This is a genomic window from Acinetobacter sp. ANC 4805 (assembly GCF_022549495.1).
Taxonomy (GTDB): domain Bacteria; phylum Pseudomonadota; class Gammaproteobacteria; order Pseudomonadales; family Moraxellaceae; genus Acinetobacter.
Genome location: NZ_JAKZGD010000001.1, coordinates 210,768 through 228,225, shown reverse-complemented (window position 1 = coordinate 228,225; position 17,458 = coordinate 210,768). Strand labels below are relative to the sequence as shown.

Here is a 17,458-nt window from a genome sequence, read left to right as displayed (position 1 = left end):
ACGCACGTCATTTCATATATTCATTTCAATACAAACACCAATCCATAAAAACAAGCCAAACTCAGAATAATCGTCAACAAGGTATGTCTCACTTTATAAGCAATTACAATCGTTAAAATCGTGGCGAGAAAATACGGATTCAGTAAAGTCGAACGAAATGCCCCCTGCTCATCCATAAACACAATCGGAGTCGCAATTGCCGTCAGTAAACATGGTGCAGAATATTGCAAAGACTGCTGAAACCATTTCGGTAAGCGCAAAGGAAGATTAGGTTCAAGCAAGATATAGCGATTCATAAACACCACTAGTGCCAAAATAATCAGAACAAACCAACTCATGCTTTACGCTCCCGAAAATTTTGCAAGCAAGTGGCTGCCAACATCCCAATCACACCCGCCATGATCGCTGCACTTTTAAAACCTAAACCTAGAAAGATCACGGTTAAAATCACCGAAACCAGTACACCCACCAAGGTATTTAGGTTTTTAATGAATGGAATCACGATGGCAATAAAAGTTGCCACAATCGAAAAATCGAGATGATATTGATCTAAGTTTGGTATCGCGGATGCGAGAAATACACCACAGGCGCTAAACAATACCCAACATAGATAAAAACAACTTCCTGCACCTAGCAGATAATAAATATAGTGTTGTTGCCTTTTAAGACTGACGGCAAATAATTCATCGGTCAGCAAGAAACCTAGCATCAACCGATATTTTAATGGTTGTTTGGAAATATCTTCGCGTAAATACAATGCATATAAATAATGCTGTGTGGTGATCAGGAAAACGGAAATGATAATGGTCAATGCTGGCGTACCTGCCATCACTAACCCAAGCGTCATTAATTGAGCCGCTCCCGCGAAAACCAACGCAGACATCGCGATCGCTTGTAATGTCGTTAATCCTGCTTGGATTGCCATTGAACCTACCAATAAGCCCCAAGGCAATACGGCAAAACACAGAGGCAAGATTTTGATCACTCCATTTAAAAATGCCCGTGTTTCACTCATCGGCGTGTCATCTATGCTCTCACCTAACATCAAAACCACAATTTATTATCAAAGACATTCTGACTATGCCAAAAATTGCTAAATGAAGATTGTATAAAATTGCTATTTTATTTGAGATAAGCGATATAACCGCCTGGGGTAATGCCAAAAGCTTGACGAAAATGCCGACTAAAATGACTTTGATCCGAGAAGCCACACTGTTGTGAAACCTCAGATAAGTTCAATCCTTGTCTTAATAATTTTTGTGATTTTTGCAAACGTGCCTGCACTAACCATGCATGGGGTGACAGACCTACATGCTTTTTAAACTGGCGTAAAAAGTGCCACTGACTCAGATTGGCGATTTCTGCCAATTGAACCAAAGAAAACTCTTGTTCAGGCATACTCGCCATCAATTCTTTAATATTTAGAATACGTTGTTTGGCATGACTGAGATCTGTTGCGAGTGGCTTGACTTGACTGTACTTTGATACGAGCCAAGCAATCGTTGACAGAAATAAAGTTTGTTTGAGTAAGGTATTGTTAGGTTGCTCTAACAAATCAAAGAGTAAACGAAATTGCTGTGCCAAGCCTTCATCATGCAAGACTGCATCTCTGAACCACGGCGCAATGCCATTTACCGTAGTTAAGTCACGTGTTAACTCATTAAAAATCTCAGGTGTGGGATAAATAGCGCGATAGCACCAACCAGTATCAACCGCAGAAGAACCTGTATGAACTTCATCAGCATTGACCAAAATAATATCGCCTTGGGGTGCAACATGATGTCCACCTGTACGATAGAACCGTTGTGCCCCTTCCTCGATCACCCCAATGCAAAAGCCTTCATGAACATGTCGTGAAAACTCCTGTTGAAAGTAACTGGCTTTCAACATTTCCAAACCACCTAATTCTTTTAGGTGTAAGTAATCAACTTGTTCTCGAGGTCTGCGCGACATCACGACCTCCTAAGGCATATATGCATCATTTCAGGTTAACGCGATTTAGATAGATTTATAGAACAAAATTGCTGTTCATAGCTTAAGCTATATAAAACGACTTACTATAAATTTATGTTCAAAAAAGTTAACTCATTCGAGGTAAAAATTATTTTTCAGCTTTTTTTCTTATTAGATTACTAGGTACAATAAGAATAATCTAATTTATATAAGATATCTTAATATTGTGAGCACTACTGAGAGAGAAATCGCCAAACTATTTACAAGCAATAGCTTAAGAGCTATTGCTTCTGGTGACGTTTCATCTCTTGAAAAAATAATAAATAACAAATCCTTAAGCTCAAATGTAAATACATCCAGTATCCTTGATATATATTCATCTGCATTTGAATTTTTAAGTCAAAATTATAGAAATGAATATGTCTATAAAAATTTCATTGCTCGCAAAATTTTAAGAAGCAAACATTCACTCCAGTCATCCGTTTTACTTTCAGAATTCAGAGTAGGTCAGAATAAAGCTGATTTAGTCTTACTAAATGGCTGTTCAACTTGTTATGAAATCAAAACAGAATATGATTCATTAAACAGATTAGAAGACCAGCTACAGTCATATATTCAATTATTTGAAAAAGTTTATGTCGTTTGCCCTAGTTCCCTACAAATAGATGTAGAAGCTATCATTCCTCATAGTGTTGGTATTATGGTTTTAACCGACAACAACACTTTACGGACTATAAAAGAAGCTATATCTAATGATATTTTTGATATTAACCTTATGATGAAGTCATTAAGAAAAGAAGAGTATTTAGATATTGCTGAAAATATATATGGGTTAAAAATTGATGTTCCTAACACTCAGGTTTTTGATCTGTGCTTTAAAATTCTTAATAAATCTGATAGAGATGTTGTGAACAATTTATTTTTAAAAACTTTAAAAAAACACAGAAAGAATAATATTGAAGCAATAAATACTCTACCACACCCTTTGACTAATGCTTTGATAAGCTTTAAATTCAATAAAAATGATATTAAAAACCTAATTAGCTTTTTCTCGGAGAAAGACCTTAATGTATTATCCAATTTTAAGAGGAAAACTTAATGAGCTTTTAGCTATTCGAGAACTATCAGAGCTAGGACTTAAAAACTTTATTCCTGTTATTGAACCTGTGAAAAATGATATAAAAGCACTCTGTAAAACCATTGAGGTCCTAAATAAGAATGGTATTGTACCTTATATAATCATTAACCCAATAATTGGTGACTTTAAAAAATCAAAGACTGAGTTTAGTGAACTCATAACTAAGATAGAGAATATCGAGTATACACCACTCTACTCGATCAATGAAAAGACGAATTTATACAATGATTTTTTAGAATTAAATAATTTTGGTTTGTTTATTCAGAAAGGCATTGATAAAGAACTGATTGATTTTACAAAAATCTCAAGAATTAATTTTATTCAAAATGATAATAGTCCACAAGTTAAAAGACTTATACACAATAAAGTTGTCTATGAGGACTTTTTTAAAAGACAACTAAGAAATGCAGATTATCCTCAAGAATCATCATTCTCAGCCTTACATAGTTATTATCATGAAGAAAATAATATAGGTTTTGGTGATTATACTATTACGGGCGATGATTTTATTGAAGGTGGTGGTCCAGCCTATGTTGTAACAGTTCATGCATCGTATATTGATTCTCAAAGATTTGATGAGTTATTCATTCGTCACTATTCCTCAGAAGACGATGGAACACCCACTAATCCTGGTGCTAAATTTAAGGAAGCGTTAACGAAACTTATTTCTGATTTCCAATCAAAGAAAATCCTTTTCGAAGAAACCAAAGGACTACAAGAGTTCATTTTTTTATACAAAATAGGACATTTCCCAGGGTTAGGGCAAGTTAAAAAAAATTCAATAATGCATCATATTGAAACAATAAATATATATTTAGAATCAAAGGATTAAGACTAATGGTTCGAAAATGTTGTAGTAACTGTTTTTCAGATAAAGCTTTGAAGTTACAAATTAACTCAATAGGTAGAATTTCACGTTGTCATTATTGCGGAACAAATGATGCAAGTACTATAAATATAGATCAATTGTATATGCTAATCTCACCTCTTATTGAAGTGATTGATAGCATATTTGAAAAAGATACAGATGGTTATAGTTTATTCCATATCCTATCAAGTGAATTTAAATTATTTACTAGTAACGTTCAAGAGCAAATAATTGAAGATGCTCTACAAAATAAACAAGAGTTCATTAACAAAAAATATAAAAACTTTCCAACTAATACTCAGAATGAATGGGAAGCCTTTAAATATGAACTAAAACATAATAATCGTTTCTTTCCTCAAATTGAGATATACAGAGATGCTTTTCTTGAAACTGGAAACCTATTTGAGAAATTTACAGAGGTAATTGAGCAACTAAATTATGAAATTACTACTTCTGATACACTTTTTCGTGCTCGAATATCGGATAATATACTTAAACATCAAGAAATGAACAAACCTCCTTTAGAAAAAGTGACTATAGGTAGAGCTAATCCAGATGGTATTTCTTATCTATATACAGCTCAGTTAATTGAAACTGCATTAACAGAGGTTCGTCCAAGTAACGGGCAAACTGTTTATATTGCTTGTTTAAAAGTCAAACAAGATATTAACGTTATTAATTTATGTGATCCCAAAAAAGATATTTCATTCATATCTTTAAGCTCTACAGATGATTTTCATAAGATTATGAAATTAGTTAATTTATTAGATCAATTCGCCAAAGAGTTATCTTTACCTGTTTTGCCTAATCGTTCACATCTCGATTATATACCAACTCAATTCATTACTGAGTTTTTTAAAAATTTAGGTGGGATTGATGGATTAATGTTTAATAGCTCTTTTGGAAACGGTTACAACTTAGTCATATTTGATCAAGATAAAATAGATATTCCAATTGATATACCCTTGAAACAATTGAGAATTATGGGTATACAGCCTGATTATACTGAATTATAAAAATAGCACCTCTTAAAATAAAAGCCTCCGAAGAGGCTTTTATTTATTTGATCAGTTACTTAGAACCTTTGATCCCTGCTTGTAATAACAAAGCACCTAAACCACCAATTTTTTGCTCTTGTGGTTTTTCAGTTTTTGGCTTGTTATTTTGCGGACGCTTAAAGTCACCTTCTTTACGTGGCGGACGTTGACCTTGAGGCTTACGCTCTGAACGTTCAGTTCGCTCTTGCTGTGGACGCTGTTGCTGACGTGGCGCTTTAGCAGGTGCAGAACCTTCTGCACGCATACTCAAATTCACACGATTACGTTCCACATCAACTTGCATCACACGTACTTGCACAATTTGACCTGGTTTCACCACTTTATGTGGATCAGAAACAAATTCATTTGCAAGTTCAGAGATATGCACTAAACCATCTTGATGTACACCCACATCTACGAACGCGCCGAAGTTGGTCACATTGGTCACCACACCTTCGAGCTGCATGCCTTCAGTGAGTTGAGCAACTTCAGTAATATCTTCACGGAACTTGGCAGTACGAAACTCTGGACGTGGATCACGAGCAGGCTTTTCAAGTTCAGCTAAAATATCTTGAATCGTCGGCAAACCAAACCTGTCATCAACAAACTCATCTGCTTTGACTTGGCGAATGATTTCAGTATTACCGATGATGTCTTTTACTGTTGTCGCTTTTGCTGCAACAATTTTTTCCACTACGCCATAACTTTCTGGGTGAACTGCTGATGCATCCAATGGCTCAGAACCATTTTGCACACGTAAGAAACCTGCTGATTGTTCAAAGGTACGCTCGCCTAAACGTGGCACTTTTTTCAATGCTTGGCGGTTGTCAAAACGACCATGTTCTTTACGGTATTCAACAATTTGCTGTGCAATTGATTTATTCAAGCCCGCAATATAAGCCAAGATTGCTGGTGATGCAGTGTTCACATCTACGCCCACAGCATTCACACAGTCTTCAACTACCGCATCGAGTGTTTTTGCTAAGCCAGTCTGGTTCACATCATGTTGATATTGACCTACACCAATCGATTTAGGATCAATCTTAACAAGCTCTGCCAATGGGTCTTGCAAACGGCGTGCAATTGAAACTGCTCCACGAATTGAAACATCAAGCTCTGGAAGTTCTTGTGATGCTAATTCACTAGCTGAATAAACCGATGCACCCGCTTCACTTACCGTGATACGCGTCAGTTTCAAGTCAGCATTGGCAGCCATCATTTCAGCAACTAAAGCTTCAGTTTCACGGCTTGCTGTTCCATTACCAATCGCAATAAGTTCCACGTGGAACTCTCGACATAAACGAGAAAGTTCTGTAATAGAACCCTCTTTATCTTCTTTCGGCGCAAATGGATAAATTGTACTATGTGCTAATACATCACCTGCATCACTCACCACAGCAAGTTTTACACCAGTACGGATACCAGGATCGACACCTAAAGTGGTACGACCACCAGCAGGTGCAGAAAGGAGCAAATGACGTAAATTTTCAGCAAAAACATCCATTGCTTCCGCTTCAGCAGCCAAGCGTTTGTCTGTTAATAATGAATGCTCGATTTGCGGACGAATCTTGCCCAGCCAAAATAATTTTGCAGTTTGTTTTAAATAATCTTGGCGAGCCTGTGGCTGAATTTGATCAAGATTGTATTCTGTCTCAATACGTGACAGAGGTGTATCATCTTCACCATCAACTTTTAAGCCTAAGACATTTTCTTGGCGACCACGTAACATTGCCAATAAACGATGTGATGGTAATTTATTTAAATTCTCTGAGAATTCAAAATAATCGCGGAATTTCTTACCAACTTCTTTTTTCTCTTCAGAAGCAACGCTACTTTTCAGCACTGCCGTTTTAGAGAAAATTTGTTTTAATTCAGTGGTTAATCCAATATTTTGTGCCCAATCATCAATCAAAATATGCTGAATCGCATCGAGTTGGCTTTCTACATCTGGGTAGTCTTCATGACTAAAGCCAACCAATGCTTCGCTTGGGTCAACTTGATCTGCAATCACTTTTTCAGCAATAGCACCAAGACCTGCTTCTTTTGCCTTAAATGATTTACTGGTACGTTTTGGACGATATGGCGCATAAATTTCTTCCAAGGCATTCTTGGTTTCTGCTGCATTGACACGCGCCAATAAGTCATCGCTTAATTTATCTTGTTCTTGTAAAGATTGGATCACCTTTTCACGACGCTCGTATAAATCACGTAAGTAAGTTAAACGTGTATCGAGTTGACGTAATTGCGTATCGTCTAAGCCCTGCGTGACTTCTTTACGGTAACGTGCAATAAAGGGAACGCTAGCGCCTTCATCAATTAAACGAATAGCAGCTTCTACTTGGTTTGGACGTACGGCAATTTCATTTGCCAACTGCTGAACTAAGTCAGTCATCGTGATTGATTCCACAAGGGTTAAGTCTAAAAGCACTGATTATAAAGTCCGTGACTATAAAATCCACTATTGTTTTTTTGAATATTTTTCGAGTAGATTATGCTAATTGATAAATACTTATAAAATACCAAGATTTTTTCAGCTAAATATTGAAAAATAGATTGATTGTCATCATTTTACCTGTATACGTTTGGTATCTATATCTTGATTTTATTGGCAATATTTGTTGCTTTATAACATAGTCAAAACTGTGCAATGAATCGTATACTCCAAAGCATTGCATGAATGACGACAATAAACGATAAAGGAGCACATCATGACTTTAGTTGTACCTGCCGAATCGACGGAAACAGTACATCATGAAACAGATCGAGTCGAACGTATTTTAGTTGTCGATGATGATGTGCGCTTGCGTACGCTTTTACAACGCTTTTTAGAAGACAAAGGCTTCGTGGTGAAAACAGCCCACGATGCAACACAGATGGATCGTTTACTCCAACGTGAGCTGTTCTCTCTCATTGTGCTTGATTTTATGCTGCCTGTTGAAGATGGTTTGAGTATCTGCCGTCGTTTACGTCAATCCAATATTGATACCCCAATTATCATGTTGACTGCACGTGGCAGCGACTCTGACCGCATTGCAGGTTTGGAAGCAGGTGCAGATGACTATTTACCAAAGCCATTTAATCCAAATGAGCTGTTAGCACGTATTCGTGCCGTATTACGTCGTCAAGTGCGTGAAGTTCCAGGTGCGCCAAGTCAACAAGTCGAAGTCGTTAGTTTTGGTCCTTGGGCATTAGATCTCTCTACACGTACCTTAACCCGCGAAGGTCAAGTCGTGACTTTAACCACAGGTGAATTTGCAGTATTAAAAGCATTGGTTCAACACCCACGTGAACCACTCACACGTGATAAATTGATGAACTTGGCGCGTGGTCGTGAATGGGGAGCGATGGAACGTTCAATTGATGTGCAAGTCTCTCGGTTACGCCGCCTAATTGAAGACAATCCTGCACGTGCCCGTTACATTCAAACGGTTTGGGGTGTCGGTTACGTATTTGTTCCAGATGGCGCAGAGTAAGCTAAGGAAGTTAAGCGTTGAAACTTGAACCAATTGATCCACAGGCTTTTACTGACTTCACAGCTTATTCTGAAAGACCACGAACCAAGTGGGAGCGCTTTTTAGATAAAATAAAACCGCGCTCTGCTGCCATGCGTACAACGATATTGGTCTTGTTCACAGTTTCTTTTAGTCTGTTTATGTCCTTGTGGCTCTTTTGGCGAACACTTTATCTGCCAGAACTACAACAACATGCGCGTTATCTTGCGATTGAATTAGAGCTTGTCAACAACCCTGATATTCGGATTTTACATCGTGATACCGAAGTCGATATTGATACATGGCTCAAAAATCGTATTGGGATTGAATATGTTACAAATCCAGCAGAATTTCCAAAAATTGAAGAAAAGTTTCTCGCAGAATTATTCACAGATCAAATTGAAGCAAAATTAGCCAAAGAGCTAGGTGTAAAAAACGTTACCGTCTATTTTAAGTTCAAACCAATTCCTCGTATCTGGATTCAAACACCAGAAATGAATGGCAACTGGGTAAGCGAACCGTTAAAAACGTATACCAATTACAGTGTTGAACTGATTGCCACATGGCTTTTCGGTGTGCCAATTATTTCCTCAATTATTATTTTAACGCTTGTTCGACAAATGAATCGACCATTACGTCGCTTACAAAATGCTGCCAATAGTTATAGTAAAACAGGCAAAGCCCCTTATTTGGATACCAATCATGGCCCTTTAGAAATCCGTCAGGTGAATCAAGCATTTAACCATATGGTATATACGCTTGAGCAAACTGAACGTGATCGACAAATCATGTTAGCAGGCATTTCACATGATTTACGCACACCTCTGACGCGCATTCGCTTAACCGCAGAAATGCTCCCCGATGAATTTTTTCGTGAAGGCTTAATCTATGACGTCGATGATATGGATGCCATCCTGAATCAATTTATTTCCTATATGCGGGATGGATCTGATGAGGAGCTTACACCAACCAATATCAACACTTTACTGCAAGAAGTGGTCGTGCAATTTAAGCCTTTAGATATTCGCTTTGATGCTCAGGAACTGCCTATTATTCCTGCTCGTAGCTTATCGCTGAAACGTTTGATTGCCAATTTAGTCAATAATGCCAAGCGTTATGGTGCAGAGCCAATAGAGTTATCAGCCAGTCATGTGGATGATCATATTCTGATTACAGTGGCTGATCATGGCGAGGGTATTCCACCAGATCAGGTTGAAGAACTGATGCAACCTTTTGTGCGTGGTAATTCAGCTCGTACCATTCAAGGCAGTGGACTCGGTTTAGCGATTGTGAAACGTATTGTTGATATTCATCAAGGGCAAATCAATATTCGCAATCGAGATCAGGGTGGCTTAGAAGTTGTTATTTCTCTCCCACTAAAGAGTGAAAATCCTGAAGAACCTCAAAGCAATACCATTCATAAAATCAAACAAACCCTCACTGGGCATTTTTAAATCAATCAGTGGCATCGCAAAATGTCACTTTTTCTCTCTAAAAAATATCCCGAATTTCACATATTAGACCTTAGCCGTAGTCCAATTCCCTTTTCAAGTTTTGACGCTAAAATCAATATCGAACTAAAAAGTATATTGAGAATGGATGATGTCTTTAAGTCGTATTCGCCTTGCTACCCTACATGACAAAGTGATGAGTGCAGAGCAAGCTGCTCGCTTTATTGAAAATGATATGACGGTTGGTATGAGTGGTTTTACTCGTGCTGGAGAAGCAAAAGCTGTTCCGCAAGCACTGGTTGAACAAGCCAAGAAAAATCCGTTAAAAATCACGTTAATTACAGGTGCAAGCCTCGGTAACGACTTAGACAAACAATTGACCGAAGCAGGTGTACTTGCTCGTCGTATGCCATTCCAAGTTGATAACACATTACGTCGTGCAATTAACAACGGCGAAGTGATGTTCATTGACCAGCATTTATCTGAAACTGTAGAGCAAATGCGTAATCAGCAGCTCAAACGCCCTGACATTGCTGTTATTGAAGCCGTTGCAATTACAGAAGATGGTCATATCGTACCAACAACATCTGTAGGTAACTCAGCAAGTTTTGCAATTTTTGCGGAAAAAGTGATTGTAGAAATCAACACCTCTCTCAGCGAAAACTTTGAAGGTTTACACGATATTTACATCCCGACTTATCGCCCAACACGTACTCCACTTCCATTAACTCAAGTTGATGACCGTATCGGTTCAACGGCGATTCAAATTGACCCAGCAAAAATCGTGGGTATCGTTTTTAATGATACTGCTGATTCTCCATCAACAGTCACTGCACCTGATGATGAAACTCAAGGCATTGCCAACCACCTGATTAAATTCTTTGAACAAGAAGTTGCAGCAGGTCGTTTAGCGAAGAACTTAGGCCCATTACAAGCAGGTATTGGCTCTATCGCCAATGCCGTTTTGACTGGTCTTAAAGATTCGAACTTTGAAGACCTTGTGATGTATTCAGAAGTCCTACAAGACTGTACCTTTGAATTGATTGATGCAGGAAAAATGAAATTTGCATCAGGTAGTTCAATTACGCTCTCTGCACAATGTGGTGAGCGTGTATTTGGTAATTTGGAACACTACAAAGACAAACTGGTATTACGCCCACAAGAGATTTCAAACCATCCTGAGATCGTACGCCGTTTGGGTATTATCGGAATTAATACCGCACTAGAGTTTGATATTTACGGTAACGTCAATTCAACTCATGTTTGCGGTACTAAAATGATGAATGGTATTGGTGGTTCAGGTGACTTTGCACGTAATGCGCACTTAGCTATCTTCGTGACCAAGTCAATTGCGAAAGGTGGCGATATTTCATCAATCGTACCAATGGTCAGCCATGTTGATCATAACGAGCATGATGTCGATATTCTAGTAACAGAAGTTGGTTTAGCTGATTTACGTGGTTTAGCACCGCGTGAGCGCGCACGTGTGATTATTGATAACTGTGTACATCCACTTTACCAAGCTGCACTCAACGACTACTTTGATCGTGCATGTGAACGTGGTGGACATACACCGCATATTCTTCGTGAAGCGCTGTCATGGCATTCTAACTTTGAAGAAACAGGTCATATGTTAGAAAATAAGACGATTGCTAAGTCTGCTTAATTACACTTGACCGAATAAAAGAGCATGTTTCGACATGCTTTTTTTATTTGCTTATTTCAATGTCCACAACCGCCCCACTCTCAACAAAATAGGAAATGAAACATTAATAGTGTGATGACTCAAAATAATCTGCTTTAAACGATCCAATGGGTTCAGATTGAGCTGTTTCTGATAATGTTTGATCGCAGACCATGTATTTAAATAATCCCACAATTGCTGCCCTGTCCATGCCAGTTCGATCTGAAAACTAGGCATAATGATTTCATCAAACGGAAATGGAATACTTTGATAGTGCTCATCAATATAGCTTCGCTCAGCATCCCAAAAACCATTTAAAGTCTCGGTATATAGCTGAATGACTTTCTGATTTAGCTCGATATCGTCAAGTTGCAACAAGCCATAACCAATCACTGCAAAAATACCATCTGGTTTTAATGTTCGTTTGACTTCAGCATAGAATTTTTCAAAATCAAACCAATGAATGGCTTGAGCCACGGTAATAAAGTCAAAATATTGATTGGGGAAAGTCGTATGCTCTGCGGCTTGCTGTAAATACTGCACATTAGCAAATCTAGGAGCTTGATCGAGCTGATTTTGACTGAGGTCTGTGGCAATCACATCTTGAAAATATGGTGCAAGCAACTGCGTCAGTTGTCCTGAGCCTGCGCCACAATCCCACGCATGTACGTGTGTTTTGATCTGTGCCAATAGAGCTTCAATCATCAGTTTGGGATAACTTGGACGTGCTTGTTGATAAAGTTCGCTCTGCTCAGAAAATAAGTCTTTCATACTGCTTTTTTCTTAAAGTTTTCGACTAAGCATAAATATAGCAAAATATTTTAGATATAAAAAAACCCCAAACTTTCGTTTGGGGTTTTTCGAATATGGTGGCGGGACCCAGGATCGAACTGGGGACACACGGATTTTCAATCCGTTGCTCTACCGACTGAGCTATCGCGCCAATGGAGTGTATTAAGCCGTATCTCAGCCCAATAGTCAATAATTATCATGAACTTTCGATTTGATTGCCCATTTTTCATGCAATGAATTTTGGGTAAAAAAAATCCCTGATGGGATCAGGGATTGAAAATACAAATTTATGGTGGCGGGACCCAGGATCGAACTGGGGACACACGGATTTTCAATCCGTTGCTCTACCGACTGAGCTATCGCGCCAAAGTGGGCGTATTAAACAATGTTTACCTAAGCCCGTCAAGCAAATTTCTGGGTTTTTCTATCAAACGTCTAATTTTGATGCAAATCACAAACCCATCAGACTTTAATTCTAGATTTTGCCTAGATGCGATAAACAGCGATGAATTGCTCCACAGCCTGGCTCAAATTGCTTCACCCCTTGTTCTTCTTCCATACGGCAAACTTCTTCAACTAGGCGCTCTGCAACTCCACGCCCACGGTTAGACGGATGTACCACAATATATTCCAAAACTCGGCTTTCACCTTGTCCTGTTGCCCAAATTGCACCTATAATTTTGGTGTTAAATTCAGCAGTATAAACTGTGGTATATTGTTGTAGATTTTGTGCAAGTTGCTCCATTGCATCTTGCCCATCACCAAACTCTGGGCTGGTATCGTAGAGTCGCTCGAGCTGAGTACGAATTCCTAGATTATCTAGAGAACTGTAAGCATGTACGGTAATAGGCATTGATTAACCCTCCTGAGCAAACTATGATGCTGTCACTTTTTCGTCACAGCGAAATATTGGTTTTTAATTCAATCATTTTTGACGTTTTTTGAGGAACGTGTCCATGACGCAACGTATCAGTGAAGTGGTAAGAAATACCAACGAAACCAAAATTCGAGTTCGTCTCAATCTCGATGGTACAGGTCAAGGCACACTTAACACTGGAGTTCCATTTTTAGACCATATGATTGATCAAATCAAGCGCCATGGTCTATTTGATATCGATATTCATTGCGATGGCGATCTAGAAATTGATGATCACCACACAGTTGAAGATTGTGGAATCACCTTGGGGCAAGCATTTGCACAAGCTTTAGGTGATAAAAAAGGCTTACGTCGTTATGGGCATTTTTATGCACCATTAGATGAAGCACTTTCTCGTGTTGTTGTTGATCTATCAGGTCGCCCAGGCTTGTTTATGGACATTCCATTTACTCGCGCTCGCATTGGAACATTCGATGTCGACTTATTTTCAGAGTTTTTCCAAGGCTTTGTCAATCATGCATTAATGACATTGCATATTGACAACTTGAAAGGCAAAAATAGTCATCACCAGATTGAAAGTGTCTTTAAAGCATTGGCTCGTGCATTGCGTATGGCATGTGAGATTGATCCACGCGCAGAAAATACCATTGCTTCAACAAAAGGTAGCCTGTAATGACGCGTATTGCTTTACTTGACTATGGTATGGGTAATTTGCACTCTGCGGCAAAAGCCTTGGAACATGTCGGTGCAACGGTTGATGTGACCAATGACCCAAAGCTGATCGCCAAAGCAGATAAAATTGTATTTCCTGGCGTGGGTGCAATGCGTGATTGTATGCAAGGCATGCATGACGCAGGCATTGATGAAGTAGTACGTCAAGCAGCATTTAACAAGCCTGTTTTAGCAATTTGCGTTGGGATGCAAGCTCTTCTACAAACATCTGAAGAAAATGGTGGTGTAGATGCTTTGGGTATTTTTGAGGGTGTTGTTAAACACTTTCCTGAAATTCCAAACTTAAAAGTACCTCACATGGGTTGGAATCAAGTCCATCAATTAGATCCAAGCCATCCAATGTGGAACAACATTGAACAAGATGCGCGTTTCTATTTTGTGCATAGTTACTATGTCGAACCAAAAGACTCTGCCATCACTGCGGCAACCTGTGATTATGGCGTGAACTTCTGTACCGCGATTCACAAAGACAATTTGTTCGCGACCCAATTCCATCCTGAGAAAAGTCATACGGCTGGTTTACAGTTGTTAAAAAACTTTGTGGAATGGAATATTTGATCATTCACACGATTTTAATTTTTGATAATAAAGCCAATTTTAAGTTGGCTTTATTTTTTTAATTTTCTTTTCTATTTATTTACCTTTATTTTTTGCATATCATGCAAATGTTTTGAATAAAAATCAAACAACACGTTGTTTCAAAATTAATTTTAAAAATCAGTGACTACAGGAAAATAATATGTCATCTAGTTTTCAAGCAAATGATTCTGGTTTGAGTGCAAATGGGCGTTTTGGCAGACTATCCTATCTAGGATGGAACATGTTACTTGGCTTATCTTTAGTATTGGTCGGTATTATCGCTGCGATATTAATCCCTAGTTTTTATAGCTCCTCAACAGGTACAGGTGCTCTCGTTTACATATTTGCTGTTTTTTTTATTATTCTTTATATCGCTGTCATCTACTATAGCTTTATTTTCTCTATTCGCCGTTTGCATGATAGAAATCAAACAGGTTGGTTATCTCTTTTAATGCTAATACCACTTTTCAATGTATTCTTTTTTATTTATCTAAGCTGTGCAAAAGGTGATGATAATTCAAATAATTATGGCTCACCACGTATAACAAAAGGATGGGAAAAAGTTTTAGCATGGATTTATATTATTATCTTTCCAATTAGTATTTTAATACTCGCTGCGACTGCTATCCCAGCGTACCAAAGTTATATACAGAAAAGCCAGCAACTGCAATTTGAACAACAACATTCTTATACAGAATAAATATTTCACTTCATTACAAAGCCAAGTTTTCTCACTTGGCTTTTTCATTGCCACAAAACAGTTTAAGCTCGAACAAAAGTTTTGAGTTTCAGAAAATGGAAATGCAGCAAGCAACAGTTCTTTTAAGCAAAGAACAAATCCGTACATTACCTGCATTTCAAAACCTAAGTGCTGAAAATATTTTAGTGATTCAAACACTCGAACAATGCTGGGCAATTCAAACTGAACTTCACGCTATTGCTGTATTCGGATTTGATACCGAATCCAAACCGACCTTCAAAGTCGGTGAGAAATCCACAGGCCCCCATTTAATTCAACTTTCAACACATGAAAAAGCCTATCTGTTCCAAGTGAAGCCCGACATTCTTAATTTCTTAAAGCCTATCTTAGAAAATGAACATCAGCTCAAAGTTGGTTTTGGTTTAAAAAATGATGCCAGCAGCTTTCGTCGCAAAGAAATCAATCCACAATCCATGATCGATCTGTCTAAAAGTTTTTCAAGTTTCGGTTATACCCATCAAGTTGGCATTCAAACGGCAATAGCACTGCTTTTTCAACGCTATTTTGTCAAAAGTAAAAAAATCAGCACCTCGAATTGGGCAGTCAAGAATCTTAGCCCCCAACAAATCAGCTACGCGGCAGCAGATGCTTATGCAGCACTTCGCAGTTTTGAACAACTCAATCAACAACAGTTACTCACACCGCAATTACAGCAACAAATCACGAGAATACTTCAAGGTTCAGCAGACAAGGCTTAGCGATTGATCAATACTTTGTTAATATATCGCCAATTTAAACTTTACGATGAAGCTAGGAGCGAAAGCATGCTAATCATCCCTGCAATTGACCTGAAAGATGGTAAATGTGTTCGTTTAAAACAAGGACGTATGGAAGACGATACCGTTTTCTCTGATGATCCTGTCGCAACTGCACAACACTGGGTTGATGAAGGCGCACGTCGTTTACATTTAGTCGATTTGAATGGTGCTTTCGCAGGTACGCCAATTCATAAACCAGTGGTGGAAGCGATTGCACGCGCACAACCAGAACTTCCAATTCAAATTGGTGGTGGTATTCGTTCACTTGAAACCATTGAGCACTATTTGGAAGCAGGCGTATCTTTTGTCATCATTGGCACAAAAGCAGTAAAAGAACCTGAATTTGTTGAAGAAGCATGCAAACGCTTTGCAGGTCATATCATTGTTGGTATTGATGCAATTAATGGTGTGGTTGCAACAGATGGCTGGGCAAATGTAACTGACGTGAAGGCAACTGATTTGGCAAAACGTTTTGCTGATGCTGGTGTTTCAAGCATTGTCTATACTGATATTGCACGTGATGGCATGATGCAAGGCGTGAACGTTGAGCAAACTGTTCATTTAGCACAATACTCTGGCTTACCTGTGATCGCTTCAGGTGGTGTGACCAATCTCGATGATGTTCGCAACTTAAAAGGTCAGCAAGGTATTTTAGGTGCTATTACAGGTCGTGCAATTTATGAAGGTACATTAAATCTTCGTGAAGCACAGCTCTTGTTGGATGACAATCGCCTGTAATCTAATGCAAGAGAAGCTATCTTTTTTGATGGCTTCTTTTGATTTAATACAGAACATTACGAATAAATCTTAATACGCATGTGCCGCGATTAACATAACGATAAAGCACATCACTTTTAAAAAGAATCGACTGACCTGCACAAATCACACGAGTTTCAGTTTCAAATTCAAGGCTTAATTCGCCCTCCAAAACATAAATAAGTTCTTGCCAACCCTTTAAATCTGCTTCCGCACAATACACCTCTCCCACCGCAAGTGACCACTTCCATAACTCGGTTTGGGTATGTGTTGGTACAGCAGCCAAAAGCGTAGCATGACTATCTTGAGCTTTTCCTTGCCAGGCCAGCGTATCCACAATAGCCGATTCACTCAGCTCAGGGGCGCTCACAATACGTTTAAAATCGACAGCCAAAACAGCAGCAATCGCATCTAACTTGGCTAAACTAATATTCACTTGTCCTGTTTCCAAGGCAGCAATCGTACGTCGACTCACACCAGCACGATCCGCTAATTCTTGTTGGCTGAGTTGTGATTGATCGCGGAAAAAACGAATATTTTTTCCTACATATTGTAAAACAGTGTCAGCTTGGCTCATTTACA

18 protein-coding genes and 2 tRNA genes are annotated in these 17,458 nt (G+C 38.5%); 11 read left to right on the top strand and 9 right to left on the bottom strand.

The features are described 5' to 3' along the window. Window positions 1-20 precede the first annotated feature (20 nt). The 3 genes from MMP60_RS01075 to MMP60_RS01065 all read right to left on the bottom strand — a co-directional run bounded on the left by MMP60_RS01075 (window position 21) and on the right by MMP60_RS01065 (window position 1,953). A complete protein-coding gene (locus MMP60_RS01075) occupies window positions 21-338 on the bottom strand; it encodes an AzlD domain-containing protein (protein ID WP_241334588.1) in 318 nt (105 codons plus the stop codon). Further along, window positions 335-1,045: an AzlC family ABC transporter permease gene (locus MMP60_RS01070; protein WP_241334824.1), complete on the bottom strand. Its 711-nt coding sequence runs from the start codon at window positions 1,043-1,045 to the stop codon at window positions 335-337. The genes MMP60_RS01075 and MMP60_RS01070 overlap by 4 nt, the downstream gene beginning before the upstream one ends. Window positions 1,046-1,122: 77 nt before the next feature. After that, window positions 1,123-1,953, bottom strand: a complete 831-nt coding sequence (locus MMP60_RS01065; RefSeq protein WP_241334587.1) for an AraC family transcriptional regulator — start codon at window positions 1,951-1,953, stop codon at window positions 1,123-1,125. Window positions 1,954-2,179: 226 nt separating this feature from the next. Between MMP60_RS01065 and MMP60_RS01060 the strand changes: the two genes are divergently transcribed. The 3 genes from MMP60_RS01060 to MMP60_RS01050 are packed head-to-tail and all read left to right on the top strand — an operon-like array spanning window position 2,180 to window position 4,975. Continuing rightward, window positions 2,180-3,052 (top strand): sce7726 family protein, encoded by an 873-nt coding sequence (locus MMP60_RS01060; protein ID WP_241334586.1) that lies wholly within the window; start codon window positions 2,180-2,182, stop codon window positions 3,050-3,052. Beyond that, the gene (locus MMP60_RS01055; RefSeq protein ID WP_241334585.1) at window positions 3,021-3,923 is read left to right on the top strand and encodes a sce7725 family protein; all 903 of its coding nucleotides are present in this window, start codon (window positions 3,021-3,023) and stop codon (window positions 3,921-3,923) included. The genes MMP60_RS01060 and MMP60_RS01055 overlap by 32 nt, the downstream gene beginning before the upstream one ends. Before the next feature lie 5 nt (window positions 3,924-3,928). Continuing rightward, the gene (locus MMP60_RS01050; protein WP_241334584.1) at window positions 3,929-4,975 is read left to right on the top strand and encodes an RES family NAD+ phosphorylase; all 1,047 of its coding nucleotides are present in this window, start codon (window positions 3,929-3,931) and stop codon (window positions 4,973-4,975) included. Between the two features lie 55 nt (window positions 4,976-5,030). Here MMP60_RS01050 and MMP60_RS01045 read toward each other — a convergent pair whose 3' ends face one another. After that, window positions 5,031-7,388 carry a Tex family protein gene (locus MMP60_RS01045; RefSeq protein WP_241334583.1) on the bottom strand — a complete coding sequence of 786 codons (2,358 nt, stop codon included), beginning with the start codon at window positions 7,386-7,388 and terminating at the stop codon, window positions 5,031-5,033. 316 nt (window positions 7,389-7,704) lie between these two features. Here MMP60_RS01045 and ompR point away from each other — a divergent pair, with 316 nt between their 5' ends. The 3 genes from ompR (at window position 7,705) to MMP60_RS01030 (ending at window position 11,604) form a co-directional block, all read left to right on the top strand. Continuing rightward, window positions 7,705-8,469 (top strand): two-component system response regulator OmpR, encoded by a 765-nt coding sequence (gene ompR / locus MMP60_RS01040; RefSeq protein WP_241334582.1) that lies wholly within the window; start codon window positions 7,705-7,707, stop codon window positions 8,467-8,469. 17 nt (window positions 8,470-8,486) lie between these two features. Next, the gene (locus MMP60_RS01035; protein ID WP_241334581.1) at window positions 8,487-9,941 is read left to right on the top strand and encodes an ATP-binding protein; all 1,455 of its coding nucleotides are present in this window, start codon (window positions 8,487-8,489) and stop codon (window positions 9,939-9,941) included. Between the two features lie 148 nt (window positions 9,942-10,089). Continuing rightward, window positions 10,090-11,604: an acetyl-CoA hydrolase/transferase family protein gene (locus tag MMP60_RS01030; RefSeq protein WP_241334823.1), complete on the top strand. Its 1,515-nt coding sequence runs from the start codon at window positions 10,090-10,092 to the stop codon at window positions 11,602-11,604. Window positions 11,605-11,655: 51 nt separating this feature from the next. Here MMP60_RS01030 and MMP60_RS01025 read toward each other — a convergent pair whose 3' ends face one another. The 4 genes from MMP60_RS01025 to MMP60_RS01010 form a co-directional block, all read right to left on the bottom strand. Further along, the gene (locus tag MMP60_RS01025; protein WP_241334580.1) at window positions 11,656-12,393 is read right to left on the bottom strand and encodes a class I SAM-dependent methyltransferase; all 738 of its coding nucleotides are present in this window, start codon (window positions 12,391-12,393) and stop codon (window positions 11,656-11,658) included. A gap of 96 nt (window positions 12,394-12,489) precedes the next feature. Further along, window positions 12,490-12,565: transfer RNA gene (locus MMP60_RS01020), tRNA-Phe, on the bottom strand. 139 nt (window positions 12,566-12,704) lie between these two features. Next, window positions 12,705-12,780: transfer RNA gene (locus MMP60_RS01015), tRNA-Phe, on the bottom strand. A 109-nt stretch (window positions 12,781-12,889) separates the two neighbouring features. Next, window positions 12,890-13,267 (bottom strand): GNAT family N-acetyltransferase, encoded by a 378-nt coding sequence (locus MMP60_RS01010; protein WP_018678860.1) that lies wholly within the window; start codon window positions 13,265-13,267, stop codon window positions 12,890-12,892. Between the two features lie 103 nt (window positions 13,268-13,370). Here MMP60_RS01010 and hisB point away from each other — a divergent pair, with 103 nt between their 5' ends. The 5 genes from hisB to hisA all read left to right on the top strand — a co-directional run bounded on the left by hisB (window position 13,371) and on the right by hisA (window position 16,858). Then, complete coding sequence (gene hisB / locus MMP60_RS01005) at window positions 13,371-13,964, top strand: imidazoleglycerol-phosphate dehydratase HisB (protein WP_000194096.1); 594 nt, start codon at window positions 13,371-13,373, stop codon at window positions 13,962-13,964. Beyond that, window positions 13,964-14,581 carry an imidazole glycerol phosphate synthase subunit HisH gene (gene hisH / locus MMP60_RS01000; RefSeq protein ID WP_241334579.1) on the top strand — a complete coding sequence of 206 codons (618 nt, stop codon included), beginning with the start codon at window positions 13,964-13,966 and terminating at the stop codon, window positions 14,579-14,581. The genes hisB and hisH overlap by 1 nt, the downstream gene beginning before the upstream one ends. Before the next feature lie 181 nt (window positions 14,582-14,762). Beyond that, a complete protein-coding gene (locus MMP60_RS00995) occupies window positions 14,763-15,302 on the top strand; it encodes a DUF805 domain-containing protein (RefSeq protein ID WP_241334578.1) in 540 nt (179 codons plus the stop codon). A 95-nt stretch (window positions 15,303-15,397) separates the two neighbouring features. After that, a complete protein-coding gene (locus MMP60_RS00990; protein ID WP_241334577.1) occupies window positions 15,398-16,060 on the top strand; it encodes a 3'-5' exonuclease domain-containing protein 2 in 663 nt (220 codons plus the stop codon). Window positions 16,061-16,126: 66 nt separating this feature from the next. Next, a complete protein-coding gene (gene hisA / locus MMP60_RS00985; RefSeq protein WP_241334576.1) occupies window positions 16,127-16,858 on the top strand; it encodes a 1-(5-phosphoribosyl)-5-[(5-phosphoribosylamino)methylideneamino]imidazole-4-carboxamide isomerase in 732 nt (243 codons plus the stop codon). 43 nt (window positions 16,859-16,901) lie between these two features. Here the strand turns inward: hisA and MMP60_RS00980 are convergent, their stop codons facing one another. After that, window positions 16,902-17,453 carry an XRE family transcriptional regulator gene (locus MMP60_RS00980; protein WP_241334575.1) on the bottom strand — a complete coding sequence of 184 codons (552 nt, stop codon included), beginning with the start codon at window positions 17,451-17,453 and terminating at the stop codon, window positions 16,902-16,904. Window positions 17,454-17,458: the final 5 nt, after the last annotated feature.